The sequence below is a fragment of the Jidongwangia harbinensis genome (assembly GCF_020216025.1).
Classification (GTDB): Bacteria; Actinomycetota; Actinomycetes; order Mycobacteriales; family Micromonosporaceae; genus Actinoplanes; species Actinoplanes harbinensis.
In genome coordinates this window covers 195,370-211,675 of record NZ_JAIWNC010000005.1, presented here as the reverse complement: position 1 = coordinate 211,675, position 16,306 = coordinate 195,370, and the positions used below count along the sequence as shown (strand labels likewise).

Sequence of the window (16,306 nt, the reverse complement as noted above, 5' to 3'; positions counted from 1 at the left end):
GCCGTGGGGTTCCGGGCGCGTCGCGGACCGCAGATTCACCCGCCGGTGGGGAGGCGGCACGCCGTCGCGCCTCGCGGGTCAGCCGGTCACCGTGAACGCGTTCGTGACGAAGTCCCTGCCGCCCGCCGCGGACGTGATCTCATAGCCCAACTGCACGTCACCGATGGTCACGTCGCCGAACCAGCCGCGGGCCCGGATCCACTGGACGACCGCGCGGATGTCCACCGTGCCGGTGCTGGTGTTGCCGGTGCGGACGAACGAGTAGACCTGGTTGGCGCCGTTCGAGCCGCGGTGGATGTCCCAGGTGTGGCCGCCCACGGACGCGGTCGTCTCGCGGTTGCCGAGCGGGCCGACCGGGCCGTACCGGTTCATCCACAGCATGATCTCGTGGGCGTGGTCCGCCGTCCAGATGTCGTACGCGGTGGTGAACGCGACCCCGCTGGTCGGCACCGTGACGTCGAACGTGCTGGTGGTGGGGCCGAGCGCGCTGACCGGCCGGCCGATGTGCCGGGTCGCGTTCGGGTAGGCCTTGATGCCGCCGGTGTTCGGGTGGTCCGCCCAGACGCCCCAGTTGCCCGGCGAGTTCGCCCAGATGGTCTGCGCGCCGTGACCGGAGCCCCACACGTTGTTGTAGAGCGTGTAGCCGCTGCTCGACCAGGTGCCCCAGCGGTCGGACGACGACCAGGCCGCGGCCTGTGCCGGGGCCGCCGGCACGGCCAGCAGGACGGACCCGAGTAAGGCGATGACGAACCGGCGGCGCTGCATGGCTCCTCCAAAGTCAGAAGGAAAGCGGTTTCCAGCCGAAGTTAGTTTTGACAGACAACTAAGTCAATCTATGATGATGGATGGACCGCGACGTGGTTCTGGTGGTGGGCCGGATCACGTCGCGGCCCCCGCCCGCCCGGGGCGCCGGTGGCCGCGCGATCCGCGGCCCGGGAGGCTGCGCGCCCCGGGCAACGTTTCCGGCCGGATCGGCCACTGTCAGGCGGGGACTCGATCACGCAGGCTGCGCCCCAGCCGGAAAGGGAAACCCCGATGAACAAGCTTCGACCGCGCCACGTGCGCGGTGCACTCGCCGGTGCCGGCGCCCTCGCCCTGGTGGGTGCGGGTGCCGCGCTCGGCCTGTCGCCCGTGTCGGCGGCGCAGCAGCCCGCGCCGCCGACCGGGACGGCGGCCCGGGCCGCGGCGGCCGTCCCCGCCTGCGGTTCCGGCACGTTCCAGGCCGAGGCGGTGCAGAGCAACGGCTCCTGGACCGCGCGCAACGGCGGCAGCACGGTCTACACCGGAACCGACATGCGGGCGGCCGTGCAGGCCGCGATCGGCAGCCTGACGGCCGGGCGGACCAGCAAACAGCGGGTCGTGGTACGCGGCTCCGGATCGATCGCCGCCAACGCGCGCATCTCGCTGCCCAGCTACACCGCGCTGGACGTGTGCGGCACCATCGACGTGACCGGCTCCGGCTCCGGCGACTACGCGCCGGTGTACTCCCGCGGCACCACCCAGATCGAGGTGCAGCACCTCACCGTGACCGGCCGCCCGCTGTACGGCATCTTCATGCGCAACGTCACCAACGTGTTCCTCGGCGAGATCACCATGCGGCTGTCCGGCGGTCTCGGCGTGCGGATCGACAACCGCGGCGACACCAGCCAGTGGAGCCGCAACATCACGGTGGAGACCGTGAACGTGTCCGGCGCCAGCTCGCACGCCATGGAGACCTACGGCGTCGACGGCCTCACCGTCGGGACCGTGACGGCGCGCAACGTCGGCGAGTCCGGCCTGCTGCTCAACGAGACGATCAACGCCACCGTCGGCACGGTGGACGCCGAGGGCGCCGGCGCCGGCACCGGGTACGCGGCGTTCCGCACCGCGAACCGCAACGGCCGGATCGGCAGCGGCTACCCCACGAACGTGCGGGTCGGCACGGTGCGGGCGCGCGGCGGCGGCCGGGGCATCTTCTGCGTGTCGGAGAGCGGTGGCCTCACCGTCGACCGGATCGACATCGCCAGCACCGGCAACAACGCGATCCTCATCGAGAACTGCTACGACGTGAACATCGCCGCGCAGAGCGGCACCGTCAACGGCGGCGGCGAGATCCGGCTGGCGGAACGCACCGAGTTCGCCGGCAACCGCAACATCACGCTGCAGAACCTGACGCTCACGAACAACCGGATCACCGAGAATCCCTGTGCGGACAACCTGACGATCCGCAACATCACCCTCAACAACTCCCAGATTGTGCGCTGCTGATGAGAGCCAACGTCGTGCACCGGGCAACGTTGCTGGCCGCCGCGACCGTGTTCGCGCTGGCCGTCGGGTCGGTGGTTGCCGCCGACGCGGCCACCACCACCCCCACCGTCGCGCCGCTGTCGCGGTACGAGCCGGTCACCACGTTCCCCACGCCGACCGGCAACGCGCCGGTGAACAACGGCACCATCGTGGTCACCGGAACGTTCGACGGCGGCATGAAGCGGTACTGCTGCATCGGCGACGGCGGGCAGGGCGAGAGCCAGGACCCGGTGTTCGAACTCGCCGACGGTGCCACCATCGAGAACGTCATCCTCGGCGCCCCGGCCGGCGACGGCATCCACTGCGAGGGCGACTGCACCATCCGCAACGTGTGGTGGGAGGACGTCGGCGAGGACGGTGCCACGTTCCGCGGCGGTGACCACTACTACGTGATCGGCGGCGGCGCCCGGTCGGCGTCGGACAAGCTGTTCCAGCACAACGGCGCCGGCACCGTACACATCAGCGACTTCTACGCGGAGAACGTCGGCAAGCTCTACCGGGCCTGCGGCAACTGCAGCACGTCGTACCAGCGGCACGTGGTGTTGGACAACGTGGCGGTCCGGTCCACCGGCGTGCTGGCCGGCATCAACACCAACTGGGGCGACACGGCGCGCTTCAGCCGGATCACGGTCTACGGCTCCGCGACCATCTGCGAGAAGTACCAGGGAGTCCCCAAGGGCAGCGAGCCCACCAAGATCGGCGAGGGTGCCGACCCGGTGCACTGCCTCTACCGGGATTCCGACATCACCTACCGGTAGGGCGGGTTTCGGAGTGGAAGACGTGCGTCCGCGGGCGGACCCGGCGGCGGTGCCGTCGACCGTCGGAAGGGCCGCCGGGGCGCGCCGGCCGGCCCGGTGACCGCGCCCGTGCGCCTGAGCGTCGGAGGCGTGCCGGTGGCCACGTACGCCGTCGAGCCGATCGTCGGTCCGCGTCACGGGCCGCGGCCCTACCTGCATCCGGTGCGGACGCTCGGTGGGATTCCGGTGACCGACACCATGCCGGAGGACCATCCGTGGCATCTGGGTGTCTCGGTGGCGATGCCGGACGTGAACGGGACCAACCTGTGGGGCGGGCGCACGTATGTGCGGGACCGGGGCTACACCTGGCGGGAGGATCACGGCCGGATCGAGCACGCGGCCTGGTTGTCCGGCGTGGCGGCCGGCTCGTTCGCGGAGCGCCTGGAATGGCGGGACCGCGACGGGCGCCTGTTGCTGACGGAGGAACGGACGGTCGTCGCGCGGGCCGCCGCGCGGGGCTGGGAACTCGACTTCGGGTACGCGCTGACCGCCCCGCCCGGACACGACGTGACGCTGGGCAGCCCGGCCACCAACGGCCGTCCGGGCGGGGCCGGGTACGGCGGCTTCTTCTGGCGAGCCGCGCCCGGTCCGGCCACCACGTTCACCGCGGCGCACGACAGCGAGGAGACGGTCAACGGCAGCGCCGAGCCGTGGGTGGCGCTGACCGGGCCGGGACCGTACACGCTGGTGTTCCGCGGCCTGGCCGGACGTGACCGCTGGTTCGTCCGGACCGGGATCTATCCGGGGGTGTGCGCGGCGCTGGCGTTCACCGATCCGCTTCCGGTGCCGGCCGGGACGAGCCTGGACCGGCGGCTGACCGTGCTGGTCGCGGACGGCACCCTCACCCGCGCGGAGATCGAAGCCGGCTAGGTTCCGCCCCGCGTCCCCACCGGGCACGATTAGGTGTTGCCTCACTCTTGGCTCAATAGCGTCCAGCTGTGGCCCGGGGCCTCCCGGGTCACGACGACCATTGTGGAGGGACGCCCATGCGTAGACGAATTCTCACGGCACTCGCCGTCGGCGCGGCTATCACCATCGCGCCGTTGGCCTCGGCACAGAGTGCCGCTGCGGCAACGGCCGAGTCCGGCATCACGAAGCGGGAGTGTCAGGCCGCCGGCGGCACCGGCATCACGCCGATCCAGGATGGATACACGGTCATCCGGTTCGAGTGCAAAGGCGGCTCGCTCGCCGGGGAGACGCTCACCAATGCCGATCTCTGGGACCTCTTCTGCCCGCTCGACCACGACGGCAGGCTCGCGTATCTGCAGGGCATCATCTGTGTTCCCGACGGCGTGACCGGGTAATCCTCGAACGGCGTTCGGCAGCCGGCGGTGCGACCGCCCCACGTTGGCGATCGCATCCCGGTTGCCGCGTCATCGCACTCTGCGGCTCCCAGACCCGGGACCCTCGAGCCGAACCGGCCTCAGGCGCCGATCAGCGTCTCGGCGCGGGCCGGGACCGCCCAGTCGATGCCGAGTTCCGCGGGCAACGCGCCGGTGTCCGCCACCCGCCGCAGCACCGCGTTGATGCCGCCGATGACCCGCACCCGCGCCGACGGCGCACCGTGCTCCGTGACCAACGCATCGTCCAGCAGCGTCGGCAGCGGGTTGCCGGGTGCGGCCAGCGCCTCCGCGACGGCGGTGAACCCGGCGGTACGTTCCAGCGGCGCCAGCAGCGGCACCCGGTCCGGCTCGCGGCGGTGCGCGACCAGGTTGGCCAGCAGGTCCACCCGGCCCGGCACCTCCCGTGGCCCGGGGTCGCCGGGCAGGGTCAGCCGGTCGGTGGGGTATTCCAGCACGGCCCGGCCCGCGGTGCCGGTGACGATCACCTCGCCGGGGATGAAGTCCTCACCGGCGAGCGTCACCGCGGCGGTCATCCGCAGGCCGCCGCGGAACGTGATCCGGGCGAACGCGGTGTCGTCGGTCTCGATCTCCCGGGTGCGGTACCGCTCCGCCTCCAGCGTGACCGGTTGGCCGGCCCCGGCCGCGGCGGCCACGGCCAGGGTCTGCATGACCGCGTGCGCGAGCGGGTTCACCAGCGCGCCGTCGAGCACCCGGCGCCCGCCGACCTGGCGGCGCCCGGCCCAGTCCGCGCGCCGGTAGTAGCTGTCGTCGCGCCGCCAGGACGCCACCGTGGCGAGGGCGGTGACCGCGCCCAGCTCGCCCGCGGCGATGGCGTCGGTGAGCCGGGTGAGCGCGGCCGACCCGAGCGCCTGGAAGCCGACCTGGCAGGCGCGCCCGGCGTCGCGTACCGCGGCCCGCAGCCGGTCGTGCTCGGCGAGCGTCACCACCGGCGGCTTCTCCAGCAGCAGGTCGCAGCCGGCGGCCAGGGCGTCCAGCGCGATCGGCAGGTGGGTGTGCGGCGGCGTGCAGATCACCACCAGGTCCGGGCGGGTCGCGGCGAGCAGCGCCCGGTGGTCGGTGAACACGCGGGCGCCGGACGGTACCGGTGGATCCGGTTCGACCGGTGCCGGATCGGCCAGCCCGACCAGCCGGACCGTCCCGGCGGAGGTCAGCTCGGCGATTCGGCGCCGGTGCCAGCGACCGTGCCCGTTCGCCCCGATCAGCGCCACCCGGGTCATGGCGCCCCGTCGAGGGTCGCCTCGACGCCGTGCTTGTCCAGCGCGGTGAGCCAGTCGGTGACCAGCGCACGGACGGTGTCGTCGGCGGCCAGTTCGGCCGGGAACACCGAGCGCAGCCCGAACAGCGCCGTCACCACCCCGTCCGGCGTGGCCGGCGCCTGGGCCAGCCGGGCCCGGATCTGGTCGGCCAGTGGATCGTCCAGCGGCAGCTGCCGTCCGTCGTCGGCGGTGCCCTGCACGAACCGCATCCAGGCGGCCACCACCAGCGCCGCCCACCGGGGCGTCGCGCCCGCGGCCCGGCAGGCCGCGATGGTGTGCAGCACCCGCTGCGGGAGCTTCTGGGAACCGTCCATCGCCACCTGCACGGTGCGGTGCTCGATCGCCGGGTTGGCGAAGCGGTCCAGCGCCTCGTCGCCGTAGGCGACCACGGAGACGCCGTCCGGCGGGTGGAAACTGCCGGCCACGTCCTCGGCCACGAACCGGCGCATCGCCTCGGTCAGGCCGGGGATCCGCAGCGCCTCCTCGATGGTCTCCCGGCCGGCCAGGGCACCGAGGTACGCCACCGCCGAGTGCACGCCGTTCAGCGCGCGGAGCTTGAGCTGCTCCCACGGTGCCGCGTCGTCGGTGAGAACCGCGCCGGCCCGTTCCCACGCCGGGCGCCCGCCCGGGAAGTCGTCCTCGAGCACCCACTGCCGGTACGGCTCGCCGGTCACCGCGGCGAGATCGGCGGCGCCCAGCGCGGCGGCCGCGTCCGCGAGTGCCTGGGGCGTGGCGGCCGGGACGATCCGGTCCACCATGGTGCCGGGAAAGCTCACCTGGCCGGCCACCCAGTCCCGCGTGCCGTCCGCGACCGGAGGTCCGGCGTACCGCAGGGCCTGATCGACCAGGCTCCGCAGCCGGCGGCCGTTCGACGGCAGGTTGTCGCAGCTGACCAGCGCGATCGGCCCGGCGCCGGCCCGGTAGCGGGCGATCAGCCCGCGGACCAGCAGCCCCGGCACGGTGCTTGGGGGACGGTCGCCGGTCAGGTCGGCCCGCAGGTCGTCGTCCACGGTCAGCCGGCCGCCGGCCGGGTCGAGCCGGTACGCCTTCTCCGTCACGGTCAGCGTCACCACCCGGATGGTCGGGTCGGCGAGCAGCGCCACCACCGCGTCCGGGTCGGCGGCGGCGTGCCGCACCCCGGTCAGCGCGCCCACCACCCGGGTGTGGCGGCCGGCGCCGGACACCGCGGTCACGCTGAACAGGCGGTCCTGCTCCTGCAGGGCGGCCACGATGTCGGCGGAGCGGGGTGCCACCCCGACGATGCCCCAGTCGCCACCCGCGGCGGCGAGCGCCTCCTCGGTGTATACCGCCTGGTGCGCCCGGTGGAACGCGCCCAGCCCGAGGTGGACGATGCCCGGGCCGACGGAACCGGGTGCCACCAGCGGGCGGCTCTGCTCGGGCACCCGGGCCAGCGCGGCCAGGCTCAGCCGGGTCATCGCCATGCCGGCCCGTCCGGGAAGGCGAACTCGGCGATCGACGCGGGCCGCATGGTGGCGCTGTACCCGGGCTGCTCGGGCAGCAGGTACCGGCCGTCCCGGGTGCGTACCGGGTCGGTGAAGTGCTCGTGCAGGTGGTCGACGTACTCGATCATCCGGCCGTCCAGCGAGGTGCCGATCCGCAGGAAGTCGAAGATCGCCAGGTGCTGCACCAGTTCGCACAGCCCGACCCCGCCGGCGTGCGGGCAGACCGGCACGCCGAACTTCGCCGCCATCAGCAGCTCGGCCAGTACCTCGCCGACCCCGGAGACCCGGCATGCGTCGACCTGCATCACGCCGATCGCCCCGGCCTGCAGCAGTTGCTTGAAGATCACCCGATTCGCCGCGACCTCGCCGGTCGCCACCCGGACCGGGGCCACCGCGCGCTGGATCCGGGCGTGGCCCAGGACGTCGTCGGCGTGCGTGGGCTCCTCGATCCAGTACGGGTCCGCCGCGGCCAGCCGGGACATGTTCGCGATCGCCTCGTCGACGTCCCACACCTGGTTGGCGTCCATCATCAGCAGCGCCTCCGGGCCGATCTCGGCGCGGATGAGGCCGGCCCGCCGGACGTCGTCGGCGATGTCCCCGCCGACCTTCATCTTCATCGCCCGCCAGCCCTGGGCGTAGGCGGCCCGGGCCAGGCCGCGGACCTTGTCGTCCGGGTAGCCGAGCCAGCCCACCGAGGTGGTGTACGACGGGAAGCCGTCCCGCCGGATCACCTCCAGGCGCTCCTGCTGGCCGGCCAGGCCCTTGTCCAGGATGGACGCCGCCTCGGCCGGCGTGAGCGCGTCGCTGATGTGCCGGAAGTCGACGCAGGCCACCAGCTCGTCGGTGGGCAGTTCGGCGAGCAGCCGCCACAGCGGCTTCCCGGCCTGTTTGGCGCGCAGGTCCCAGACCGCGTTGACGACCGCGCCGGCGGCCATGTGGATGACCCCCTTCTCCGGGCCCAGCCAGCGCAGCTGCTCGTCGGCGGTGAGCCGGCGGGAGAACGCGAGCGGAGCGGAGATCAGCTCGTCCAGGGTCCGGCCGGTGACGTGGTGCGCCAGGGCGCGTACCGCCGCGCAGGTGATCTCGTTGCCCCGGCCGTTGGTGAACGTGAAGCCGGCGCCGGCCAGCGGCCCGTCCGTCTTCAGCTCGACGTAGGTGGCGGAGTAGTCACCCCGGTTGACGGCGTCCGAACCGTCGCCGGCCGCGGCGGTGGGGAAGCGGACGTCGTGGACGTCGACGGCGAGAATCCGGGTCACAGCTTGAACACCTTCTTCGGCAGGTGGTACGCGAGATCGGCGATGGTCTCGGCGGCCTCGTCGAACGGCAGGCGGCCCTCGGCGACCAGGCGGGCCAGGTACGCCGCGTCGGTGCGGCGGGCCACCTCGTGCCGGACCGGGATGGAACAGAACGCCCGGGTGTCGTCGACGAACCCGGCGGTGTTATAGAAGCCCGCGGTCTCGGTCACCGCCTCGCGGAACCGGCGCAGTGCGTCCGGTGCGTCCAGGAACCACCACGGCGCGCCCAGGTACAGCGCCGGGTACCCGCCGGCCAGCGGGGCCAGCTCGCGGCTGAAGGTGTCCTCGTCGAGCGTGTAGAGCACCACCCGCAGGCGCGGATCGTTGCCGTACGCCTCCAGCAGCGGGGCGAGTGCGTGCACGTACCCGGTGGCCTGCGGGACGTCGCCGCCGACGTCGCGGCCGTGCCGGGCGTACAGGCTGCGGTTGTGGTTGCGGACCGCGCCCGGGTGCAGCTGCATCACCAGACCGTCCTGGATGGACATCCGGGCGAACTCCATCAGCATGTGCGCCCGGAACGTCTCCGCGTCGGCGGCGTCCGCGGTCCCGGCGAGCCCGCGCTCGAACAGCGCGGTCGCCTCGGCCGTGGTCAGCGCCACGGTGCGCGCGGTGGGGTGTCCGTGGTCGGACGAGGTGGCGCCGGCCGCGATGAACGCCTGCCGGCGGGACCGCAGGGCCTCCAGATAGCCGGGGTACGTGCCGGTGTCCTCGCCGGCGATCTCGCCCAGCCGGGCCACGTTCTCCGCCCACCCGTCGAACTCCATGTCCACCACGTCGTCCGGGCGGAACGTGCTGACCACCCGGCCGCCCGGGCCACCCCAGCCGTCGGCGGCCAGCTTCGCGTGCCGGGACAGGTCGTCCAGCGGCGATTCGGTGGTGGCCAGCACCTCGATGTTGAACCGCTCGAACAGGGCCCGCGGGCGGAACTCCGGCTCGGCCAGCCGGGCCGCGACGGCGTCGTACACCTCGTCGGCGGTGTCCGCGTTCAGCGGGGTGGTCACGCCGAACACGGTGTCGAACGTGCGCTCCAGCCAGAGCCGGGACGGGGTGCCGCGGAACAGGTACCAGTTCTCCGCGAACAGCCGCCAGATCGCCCGTGGGTCCTGCTCCACCGGCGTGCCGTCCCGGCTCGGCACGCCCAGCCGGTCCGGCGGGATGCCCTGGCTCAGCAGCATCCGGGTGAGGTAGTGGTCGGGCACGACGAGGAGCCGCGCCGGGTCGCCGAACGGTTCGTCGTCGGCCAGCAGGCCGGGGTCCACGTGACCGTGCGGCGAGATCAGCGGCAGGTCGCGGACCAGCGAGTAGAGCCGGCGGGCCAGGTCGCGCCGGCCGGGCTCGGCCGGAAACAGCAGGTCAGACATGAACACCTCGGACGGAGTTGAGGTCGAGCAGGTCGGCGACGCGCACCGGGGCGCCGGTCTCCATGGAACGGTTGGCGGCCAGGCCGGTCAGCAACGCGAGCGCGCCGTCGCGGGCGGTGGCCGAGCGGGCCAGCGGGTCGGTCTGCGCGCCGAGCAGCACTGCGGTCATCCGCTCGTCGGCGCCGCCGTGTCCGCCGCGGGTGGCCGGCGGCAGCGGCACCTCGCGCGGCGGCGCCCAGAACGGCCGGACGGTCAGCGACGCCCAGCCCTGTTCGGCGGCCTCGGCCTCGCCGTGCACGGCGGCACCCGTCAGCTCACCGGCGCCGGCCGCGCTGACGTGGTCGTTCTCCACCACCTCGAGTTCGAGCCGGCCGCGGCTGCCGTTGACCATGAGGCGGTAGCCCTCCCAGGGCGCGTACGCGGTGAGGTGGTAGGTCATCGTGGCGCCGGTGTCGTAGCGCACCAGCACGGCCATGTCGTCCTCGATGCTCACCCCGGGGGCGAAGACGTTGAGGTCGCGCTGGTAGCCGTCGGAGGACTCGGCGTCCAGGTACAGCTCGCGCAGCCGGGGGTTGTCCGCGAGGTGCAGCGCGAACGGATCGTCCGCGGCCGCCGGGCTGCCGTGCACCCGTGGGTAGTCGCGGGCGTACCCGTGGCGGGCGCCGGCTTCGCCGTAGAAGAACAACCGGCCCATCGCGTACGCCTCCCGCGGCGCCCCGCCCAGCCACCAGTTGACCAGGTCGAAGTGGTGCCCGGACTTGTGCACCAGCAGGCCGCCGGAGTTCGCCTTGTCGCGGTGCCAGCGGCGGAAGTAGTCGGCGCCGTGCCGGACGTCGAGCAGCCACTCGAAGTGCACCGACCCGATCTCGCCGATCTCACCGGACGCCAGCACCTGGCGGACCGTCTCGTGCACCGGTTTGAAGCGGTAGTTGAACGCCACCGAGACCCGGCGCCCGGTCCGGTCGACCGCGGCCAGGATGCGCCGGCAACCGTCCACGTCGACGGTCATCGGCTTCTCGGTGATCACGTCGCAGCCGGCGTCCAGCGCGGCCACCACGTAGTCGGCGTGGGTGCGGTCCACCGTGGTGACCACCACCTCGTCGACCCGCTGCTCGGCCAGCATCCGGGTAAAGCCGGTGGCCGGGTAGGTCGGCACGGCGGGCGCGCCGGCGGCGGTCAGCCAGCGGTTGTGCACGTCCATCCGGGTCTGGTTGACGTCCACCAGGCCGACCAGCCGGGCCCGGTCGGCGTGCTCGATCGCGACGGCGCGCAGGAACATCTCGGCGCGGGCTCCGGCGCCGATCAGGGCGTACCGCCGCCGTCCGTCAGTGGGTTCTGTCGACACCCGGCCTCCCGCCATCGACGGTGCAAACCTTTGCAGCGAAACTTGCCACGAGAGCTGTGCCGGGTCAACAGTTCCGTCCGTCTTGAGCCAACTTGTGCGGATGCCGACATGGTGCGGATTCGCGGCGATAAGGGAGCCGAAACATCGACCGTTGACAGCACCGCAACCCTTTGCATTAATGGGTCTCCACAGTGACGGGTGCCACACAGCCGCGCGGGAAGGGACTCCAGCGTGCCAGCCACCATTCGCGACGTCGCCCGCGAGTCCGGAGTGCACATCTCCACGGTGTCCCGGACCTTCTCGGCGCCGCATCTGGTCAATGCCGAGACCCGCAGCCGCGTGCTGGCCTGCGCCGAGATGCTGGGTTACCGGCCCAACCGGGCGGCCCGCGCGCTGATCACCGGGCGCACCTACAACATCGGCCTGATCGTGGCCGACATCGCCAACCCCTTCTTCCCGCCGCTGATCAAGGCGGCGGAGAGCCAGGCACGGCAGCGCGACCACCACATCTTCATCGCCGACACCAATGAGGACGCCACGGTCGAGGAGGAACTCGTCCGCGCGCTGGCCAAGCAGGTGGACGGCGTGCTGCTGTGCAGCCCCCGGATGAGCAACAGCCTGATCGAACAGCTCAGTCGCGAGGTGCCGCTGGTCGTCGTCAACCGGCAGATCCCCGGCCTGCCGGCCGTCGTGATGGACGTCGCCCAGGGTGCCCGGCTCGCGGTCGAACACCTGACCGGCCTCGGGCACACCGAGATCGCCCTGGTCGCCGGCCCGCGCGGCTCATGGACCAGCCGGGAGATCCGGCGATCCGCGGTGGCCGCCGCCCGCGCCGCCGGCACCGAACTCACCGTCATCGGACCCAACCCGCCCACCGAGGACGGTGGCATGGCCGTCGCCGAACAGGTGATCCGGACCGGTGTCACCGCGGTGCTCGCCTACAACGACCTGATGGCCATCGGCCTGATCGAGGGACTGCAGTCCCGCGACGTGCGGGTGCCGCGGGACGTCAGCGTGGTCGGCATCGACGACATCACGCTGAGCCGCCTCATCCGCCCCAAGCTGACCACGGTGGCGACACCTGCCGCCGCCGCGGGCCGGGCGGCCGTCGACATGCTCCTCGCGCACGGCGACGACCGTCGTACCACCGCACAGGTGAACCTGCAGACCGAACTGGTCATCCGCGACTCGACCGGGCAGGGCCCGGGTCCGCACAGCCCTGCGGACCCGGGCAACGTGATCGCTCCCGCCCTCGACGGTGTCGCCTCCTACGCCAAGGAGTGAGTGTCATGCACCCCGCAACAACGATTACGGCGGGTGCGCGAACCACGCGCGACCACCGTACCTCCCCTGGTCCAACCCGGCGCCGGCTGCTCGCCGCGGCGCTGGCCGTGCCGCTTGTCCTCGGCGCCGCCGCCTGCGGCGACGACGCCGGTTCCGGTGACTCCGGCAAGGTCGAATTGTCGATCTTCTGGTGGGGCGCGGACAGCCGCGCCGCACTGACCGAACAGGCCCTGAACCTCTACTCCCGGAAACATCCCGACGTCACGTTCAAGACCACCTGGCAGGCCAACCAGGGCTACTTCGACAAGCTGGCCACGCTCACCGCGGGCGGGAACGCACCGGACATCTTCCAGATCGACGACAACTTCCTGACCGAGTACGCCGCGCGCAACGTCACGCTGGACCTGACGCCGTACGCCGGGGACAAGCGGCTGGACCTCTCCAGGTTCCCGGAGAGCCTGTGGAAGTACGGCGTCGTCGACGGCAAGCTGGCCGGCGTCGCGTTCGGGGAGAACACCCAGGGCCTGGTCTACAACAAGACGCTGCTGGACAAGCACAAGCTGCCCGCGCCGACCACCGGGATGAGCTGGGCGGACCACATCGCCTGGGCGGAGAAGGTGTCGCAGACCGCCAAGGTGCCCGGTACCCAGGACCCCAGCGCGGACTACAAGGCGTTCTGGGTGTGGCTGCGCCAGCAGGGCAAGGATCTGTACGCGGACAAGGCGCTGGGCTTCACCGAACAGGACGTCACCGCCTGGTTCCAGCTGTGGAAGGGTGCCCGGGACCGCGGTGCCACGCCCACCGCCGACGTCATCCACGAGGGCAACCAGACCGACATCAGCAAGCAGCTCGTGGTCACCGGCAAGGCGGCCACCTCGTGGGTCTGGGCCAATCAGATGCCCGAGCTGAAGAAGAACACCGACAGCGAGCTGGGCGTCGTGGCGTACCCCGGCGATCCGAGCGCCCAGTGGGCCCGCGCGTCGATGTACCTCTCGGTGTTCCGCGGCAGCCCGCACCGCGACACCGCGGTCGACGTGATCAACTTCCTGGCGAACGACCCGGAGGCCGGCAGGATCCTGGGCACCGACCGGGGCCTGCCGTCCAATCTGGACATCCGCAAGGCGGTGTCGGAGAGCGTCACCGATCCCGCCATGAAGCTCTCCATCCAGGTGGAGAACGAGCTGGGCGCGACGTTCGGCCCGTCGCCCCAGGTGCCGCTGAAGGGGCACAGCAAGGTACGCGCCGAGCTGATCAAGGCGGCCGAGGAGGTCCAGTACGGCCGCCGGACACCGGCCCAGGGTGCCGCGGCGTTCGTGACCGCCGCGCGGGCCGCGATCGGCTGAGGCGGCCACCGATGGTGAGCACGGTACGCCCGGCTGACCATCGCGTACCGCCCGCGCGCCGGGGACCCGCTGGACGACAGCGGGGACCCGGCGCCGGCCGGCAACGCGAGGGACTGGCGGCCTACGTCTTCCTGTCTCCCTGGCTGCTCGGGCTGATGCTCATCACGGCCGTCCCGATGCTGCTCTCGCTGTATCTGAGCTTCACGAACTACGACGTGCTCACCCCGCTGTCCGAGGTCGAGTGGGTGGGCGGGGCCAACTACCGGCGGATGTTCACCGCCGATCCGTCGTACTGGCACTCGGTCCAGGTCACCGTGACGTTCGCGCTGATCGCCGTACCGCTGAAGCTGGCCGCCGCGCTCGGCGTGGCGTTGCTGCTCAACCGGGTGTTCCGCGGCGTCGGCCTGTTCCGCGGGCTGTTCTACCTGCCGTCGCTGCTGGGCGGGAGCGTGGCGCTGGCCATCGTCTGGGTGAGCATGTTCAACCGGGACGGCGCGTTCAACTCGCTGCTCGCGGTGTTCGGCGTCGAGGGCGCGCCCTGGGTGAACGACCCGCGCTGGGCGCTGGAGACGTTGATGCTGCTGGCGATCTGGCAGTTCGGCGCGCCCATGGTGATCTTCCTGGCCGGTCTCAAACAGGTGCCCGTCGAGCTGTACGAGGCGGCCTCGGTGGACGGCGCCGGCGCCTGGCGGCAGTTCGTCAACGTCACGCTGCCGATGCTGTCGCCGGTCATCTTCTTCAACCTGGTGCTCGAGACCATCAACGGCTTCCAGGGCTTCACGTCCGCCTTCGTGCTCAGCAACGGCACCGGCGGCCCGGTCGACTCCACCCTGATGTACACGCTGAACCTCTACATCAAGGGCTTCGTGGAGCTGGACATGGGCTACGCGTCCGCGATGGCCTGGGTGTTCCTGCTGACCATCGGCCTGATCACGGTCGGGTTGTTCAGCACCGGCCGGATCTGGGTCCACTACTCCGACGCCGGGGAGCAGTAGTGCCCCATCCAACCGCCCCGCCGCCGCCCTTGAAACGACTGAAGGCCCGGCCCCTCCTTCGTCTGCTGGTCCTGATCGCCATCCTCGCGCTGGTGCTCTATCCGCTGGCCTGGATGGTGGGCACCTCGGTCAAGTCACCGCAGGAGATCGCCGACAACATCGGCCTGCTGCCCCGCGAGTTCACCCCGTCGAACTTCGCCGACGGCTGGCGCAAGTTCGACGTGAACTTCGGCCGGTTCTTTCTGAACAGCGCGATGGTCGCGCTGCTCACCGTGGTCGGCAACGCGGTGTCCTGCCTGCTGGCCGCGTACGCGTTCGCCCGGCTCCGGTTCCGGCTGCGCGGCGTGTGGTTCGCCGTGATGATCGGCACGCTGCTGCTGCCCGGTCACGTTCTGATCGTGCCGCAGTACATCCTGTTCCGGTCGCTGGGCTGGGTCGGCGGGGACTGGCCGTACCTTCCGCTGCTGGTGCCGCAGTTCCTCGCCACCGAGGCGTTCTTCGTCTTCCTGATGGTGCAGTTCATGCGCGGCATCCCGCGGGAACTGGACCAGGCCGCGAAGATCGACGGCGCCTCGACGTTCGCGATCTTCCGGTACGTCATCCTGCCGCTCAGCCGCCCGGCCCTGGTCACCACCGCGATCTTCTCCTTCATCTGGACCTGGAACGACTTCTTCCGGCAACTGGTCTTCCTGTCCGATCTGGAGGACTACACCGTCCCGGTGGCCTTGACCCTGTTCATCGACTCGACCAGCGAGAGCGCGGTCGGCCCGATGTTCGCCATGTCGCTGCTGTCGCTGGTCCCGGTGTTCCTCTTCTTCGTGGCGTTCCAGCGGATGCTCGTCGAGGGCATCAACACCAGCGGACTCAAGGGATGAGTACGGTCCGTCACGACGTCCTGGCCGGGCGGCGACCTCGGCCGGGAGTGGTGCGGCCGTCGTGGCGGGACACCGTGCGGCTGGCCGCGGACGTGGCGTTGCTCGGCATCGTGACGACGGCCGCGGCGCTACCGGTGGTCACCGCCGGCGCCGCGGCCGCGGCCGGGAGCGCCGCCATGCATCACTTCCTGGAGTACGACCGGTGGCCCACCCCCGCCGCATCGTGGCGGGTGTTCCGCCGGAGCCTGCTGCCCGGCCTGGCCGGCACGGCCGGAGCCCTGCTGCTGGTGCTGAACCTGCTCGCCCTGCACCGGGGCGTGGTCCCCGGCGGCCGGGTGCTGACCGCGCTGACCGCGACGCTGATGGTGGTCGCGGCCGGTTACGCCGGGCTGCTGCTGGCCGCGTTCGGCTCGGCCCCGCACCGGGGCTGGCGGGCCGCGCTCCGGCAGACGGCGGCGGCCCGCCCGGCGGCCGTGGCGGCGACGGCCGGAGTGATCCTGGTGGCCGTGGTGCTGGCCGTGCTGGTACACCCGGCGCTGATGCCGGTTCTGGCAGGGTGCGCACTGTTCGCCCTGCATGGGATGGCCCGCCGAGGACTCGGAGTAACCCGCCGGACGAGGTCACCGATCCGCGGCTGAGCTC

15 protein-coding genes are annotated in these 16,306 nt (G+C 71.9%); 9 read left to right on the top strand and 6 right to left on the bottom strand.

What is annotated here, in order from left to right; genetic code table 11:
• Positions 1 to 78: 78 nt before the first annotated feature.
• Positions 79 to 765 (bottom strand): GH12 family glycosyl hydrolase domain-containing protein, encoded by a 687-nt coding sequence (locus tag LDL48_RS09680; protein ID WP_225254686.1) that lies wholly within the window; start codon positions 763 to 765, stop codon positions 79 to 81.
• 270 nt (positions 766 to 1,035) lie between these two features.
• On the opposite strand from LDL48_RS09680, the gene LDL48_RS09675 reads away from it, so the two are divergent.
• The 4 genes from LDL48_RS09675 to LDL48_RS09660 all read left to right on the top strand — a co-directional run bounded on the left by LDL48_RS09675 (position 1,036) and on the right by LDL48_RS09660 (position 4,387).
• Positions 1,036 to 2,247 carry a hypothetical protein gene (locus LDL48_RS09675; RefSeq protein ID WP_225254685.1) on the top strand — a complete coding sequence of 404 codons (1,212 nt, stop codon included), beginning with the start codon at positions 1,036 to 1,038 and terminating at the stop codon, positions 2,245 to 2,247.
• Positions 2,247 to 3,044 (top strand): pectate lyase, encoded by a 798-nt coding sequence (locus LDL48_RS09670; protein WP_225254684.1) that lies wholly within the window; start codon positions 2,247 to 2,249, stop codon positions 3,042 to 3,044. The genes LDL48_RS09675 and LDL48_RS09670 overlap by 1 nt, the downstream gene beginning before the upstream one ends.
• Positions 3,045 to 3,140: 96 nt before the next feature.
• Complete coding sequence (locus LDL48_RS09665; protein WP_308016442.1) at positions 3,141 to 3,953, top strand: DUF6807 domain-containing protein; 813 nt, start codon at positions 3,141 to 3,143, stop codon at positions 3,951 to 3,953.
• 116 nt (positions 3,954 to 4,069) lie between these two features.
• Positions 4,070 to 4,387: a hypothetical protein gene (locus LDL48_RS09660; protein WP_225254683.1), complete on the top strand. Its 318-nt coding sequence runs from the start codon at positions 4,070 to 4,072 to the stop codon at positions 4,385 to 4,387.
• A 119-nt stretch (positions 4,388 to 4,506) separates the two neighbouring features.
• Here LDL48_RS09660 and LDL48_RS09655 read toward each other — a convergent pair whose 3' ends face one another.
• The 5 genes from LDL48_RS09655 to LDL48_RS09635 are packed head-to-tail and all read right to left on the bottom strand — an operon-like array spanning position 4,507 to position 11,182.
• Positions 4,507 to 5,664 carry a Gfo/Idh/MocA family protein gene (locus LDL48_RS09655; protein ID WP_225254682.1) on the bottom strand — a complete coding sequence of 386 codons (1,158 nt, stop codon included), beginning with the start codon at positions 5,662 to 5,664 and terminating at the stop codon, positions 4,507 to 4,509.
• Positions 5,661 to 7,145 (bottom strand): mannitol dehydrogenase family protein, encoded by a 1,485-nt coding sequence (locus tag LDL48_RS09650; protein WP_225254681.1) that lies wholly within the window; start codon positions 7,143 to 7,145, stop codon positions 5,661 to 5,663. The genes LDL48_RS09655 and LDL48_RS09650 overlap by 4 nt, the downstream gene beginning before the upstream one ends.
• Positions 7,136 to 8,422, bottom strand: coding sequence for an enolase C-terminal domain-like protein (locus LDL48_RS09645; protein WP_225254680.1), 1,287 nt, complete (start codon positions 8,420 to 8,422; stop codon positions 7,136 to 7,138). Before LDL48_RS09645 ends, LDL48_RS09650 begins: the two co-directional genes overlap by 10 nt.
• A complete protein-coding gene (gene uxaC, locus LDL48_RS09640; protein WP_225254679.1) occupies positions 8,419 to 9,822 on the bottom strand; it encodes a glucuronate isomerase in 1,404 nt (467 codons plus the stop codon). Before uxaC ends, LDL48_RS09645 begins: the two co-directional genes overlap by 4 nt.
• On the bottom strand, positions 9,815 to 11,182 hold the full coding sequence (locus LDL48_RS09635; protein ID WP_372472077.1) for a Gfo/Idh/MocA family protein: 1,368 nt from the start codon (positions 11,180 to 11,182) through the stop codon (positions 9,815 to 9,817). Before LDL48_RS09635 ends, uxaC begins: the two co-directional genes overlap by 8 nt.
• A 216-nt stretch (positions 11,183 to 11,398) precedes the next feature.
• Between LDL48_RS09635 and LDL48_RS09630 the strand changes: the two genes are divergently transcribed.
• From LDL48_RS09630 to LDL48_RS09610, 5 genes are all read left to right on the top strand, one after another.
• Positions 11,399 to 12,451 (top strand): LacI family DNA-binding transcriptional regulator, encoded by a 1,053-nt coding sequence (locus LDL48_RS09630; RefSeq protein ID WP_225254677.1) that lies wholly within the window; start codon positions 11,399 to 11,401, stop codon positions 12,449 to 12,451.
• A gap of 5 nt (positions 12,452 to 12,456) precedes the next feature.
• On the top strand, positions 12,457 to 13,794 hold the full coding sequence (locus LDL48_RS09625; protein ID WP_225254676.1) for an ABC transporter substrate-binding protein: 1,338 nt from the start codon (positions 12,457 to 12,459) through the stop codon (positions 13,792 to 13,794).
• Between the two features lie 11 nt (positions 13,795 to 13,805).
• Positions 13,806 to 14,789 (top strand): carbohydrate ABC transporter permease, encoded by a 984-nt coding sequence (locus LDL48_RS09620; protein ID WP_225254675.1) that lies wholly within the window; start codon positions 13,806 to 13,808, stop codon positions 14,787 to 14,789.
• Positions 14,790 to 14,902: 113 nt separating this feature from the next.
• Positions 14,903 to 15,664, top strand: a complete 762-nt coding sequence (locus LDL48_RS09615) for a carbohydrate ABC transporter permease (protein ID WP_372472083.1) — start codon at positions 14,903 to 14,905, stop codon at positions 15,662 to 15,664.
• Complete coding sequence (locus tag LDL48_RS09610; RefSeq protein ID WP_225254674.1) at positions 15,661 to 16,302, top strand: hypothetical protein; 642 nt, start codon at positions 15,661 to 15,663, stop codon at positions 16,300 to 16,302. Before LDL48_RS09615 ends, LDL48_RS09610 begins: the two co-directional genes overlap by 4 nt.
• Positions 16,303 to 16,306 lie beyond the last annotated feature (4 nt).

Bases quoted from the DNA above. Each gene is read 5' to 3' on its own strand.
- LDL48_RS09670 (WP_225254684.1), top strand. From the start codon at position 2,247: ATGAGAGCCAACGTCGTGCACCGGGCAACGTTGCTGGCCGCCGCGACC.
- LDL48_RS09660 (WP_225254683.1), top strand. From the start codon at position 4,070: ATGCGTAGACGAATTCTCACGGCACTCGCCGTCGGCGCGGCTATCACC.
- LDL48_RS09625 (WP_225254676.1), top strand. From the start codon at position 12,457: ATGCACCCCGCAACAACGATTACGGCGGGTGCGCGAACCACGCGCGAC.
- uxaC (WP_225254679.1), bottom strand. From the start codon at position 9,822: ATGTCTGACCTGCTGTTTCCGGCCGAGCCCGGCCGGCGCGACCTGGCC.
- LDL48_RS09635 (WP_372472077.1), bottom strand. From the start codon at position 11,182: ATGGCGGGAGGCCGGGTGTCGACAGAACCCACTGACGGACGGCGGCGG.
- LDL48_RS09610 (WP_225254674.1), top strand. From the start codon at position 15,661: ATGAGTACGGTCCGTCACGACGTCCTGGCCGGGCGGCGACCTCGGCCG.
- LDL48_RS09680 (WP_225254686.1), bottom strand. From the start codon at position 765: ATGCAGCGCCGCCGGTTCGTCATCGCCTTACTCGGGTCCGTCCTGCTG.
- LDL48_RS09615 (WP_372472083.1), top strand. From the start codon at position 14,903: ATGGTGGGCACCTCGGTCAAGTCACCGCAGGAGATCGCCGACAACATC.
- LDL48_RS09655 (WP_225254682.1), bottom strand. From the start codon at position 5,664: ATGACCCGGGTGGCGCTGATCGGGGCGAACGGGCACGGTCGCTGGCAC.
- LDL48_RS09650 (WP_225254681.1), bottom strand. From the start codon at position 7,145: ATGGCGATGACCCGGCTGAGCCTGGCCGCGCTGGCCCGGGTGCCCGAG.
- LDL48_RS09620 (WP_225254675.1), top strand. From the start codon at position 13,806: ATGGTGAGCACGGTACGCCCGGCTGACCATCGCGTACCGCCCGCGCGC.
- LDL48_RS09675 (WP_225254685.1), top strand. From the start codon at position 1,036: ATGAACAAGCTTCGACCGCGCCACGTGCGCGGTGCACTCGCCGGTGCC.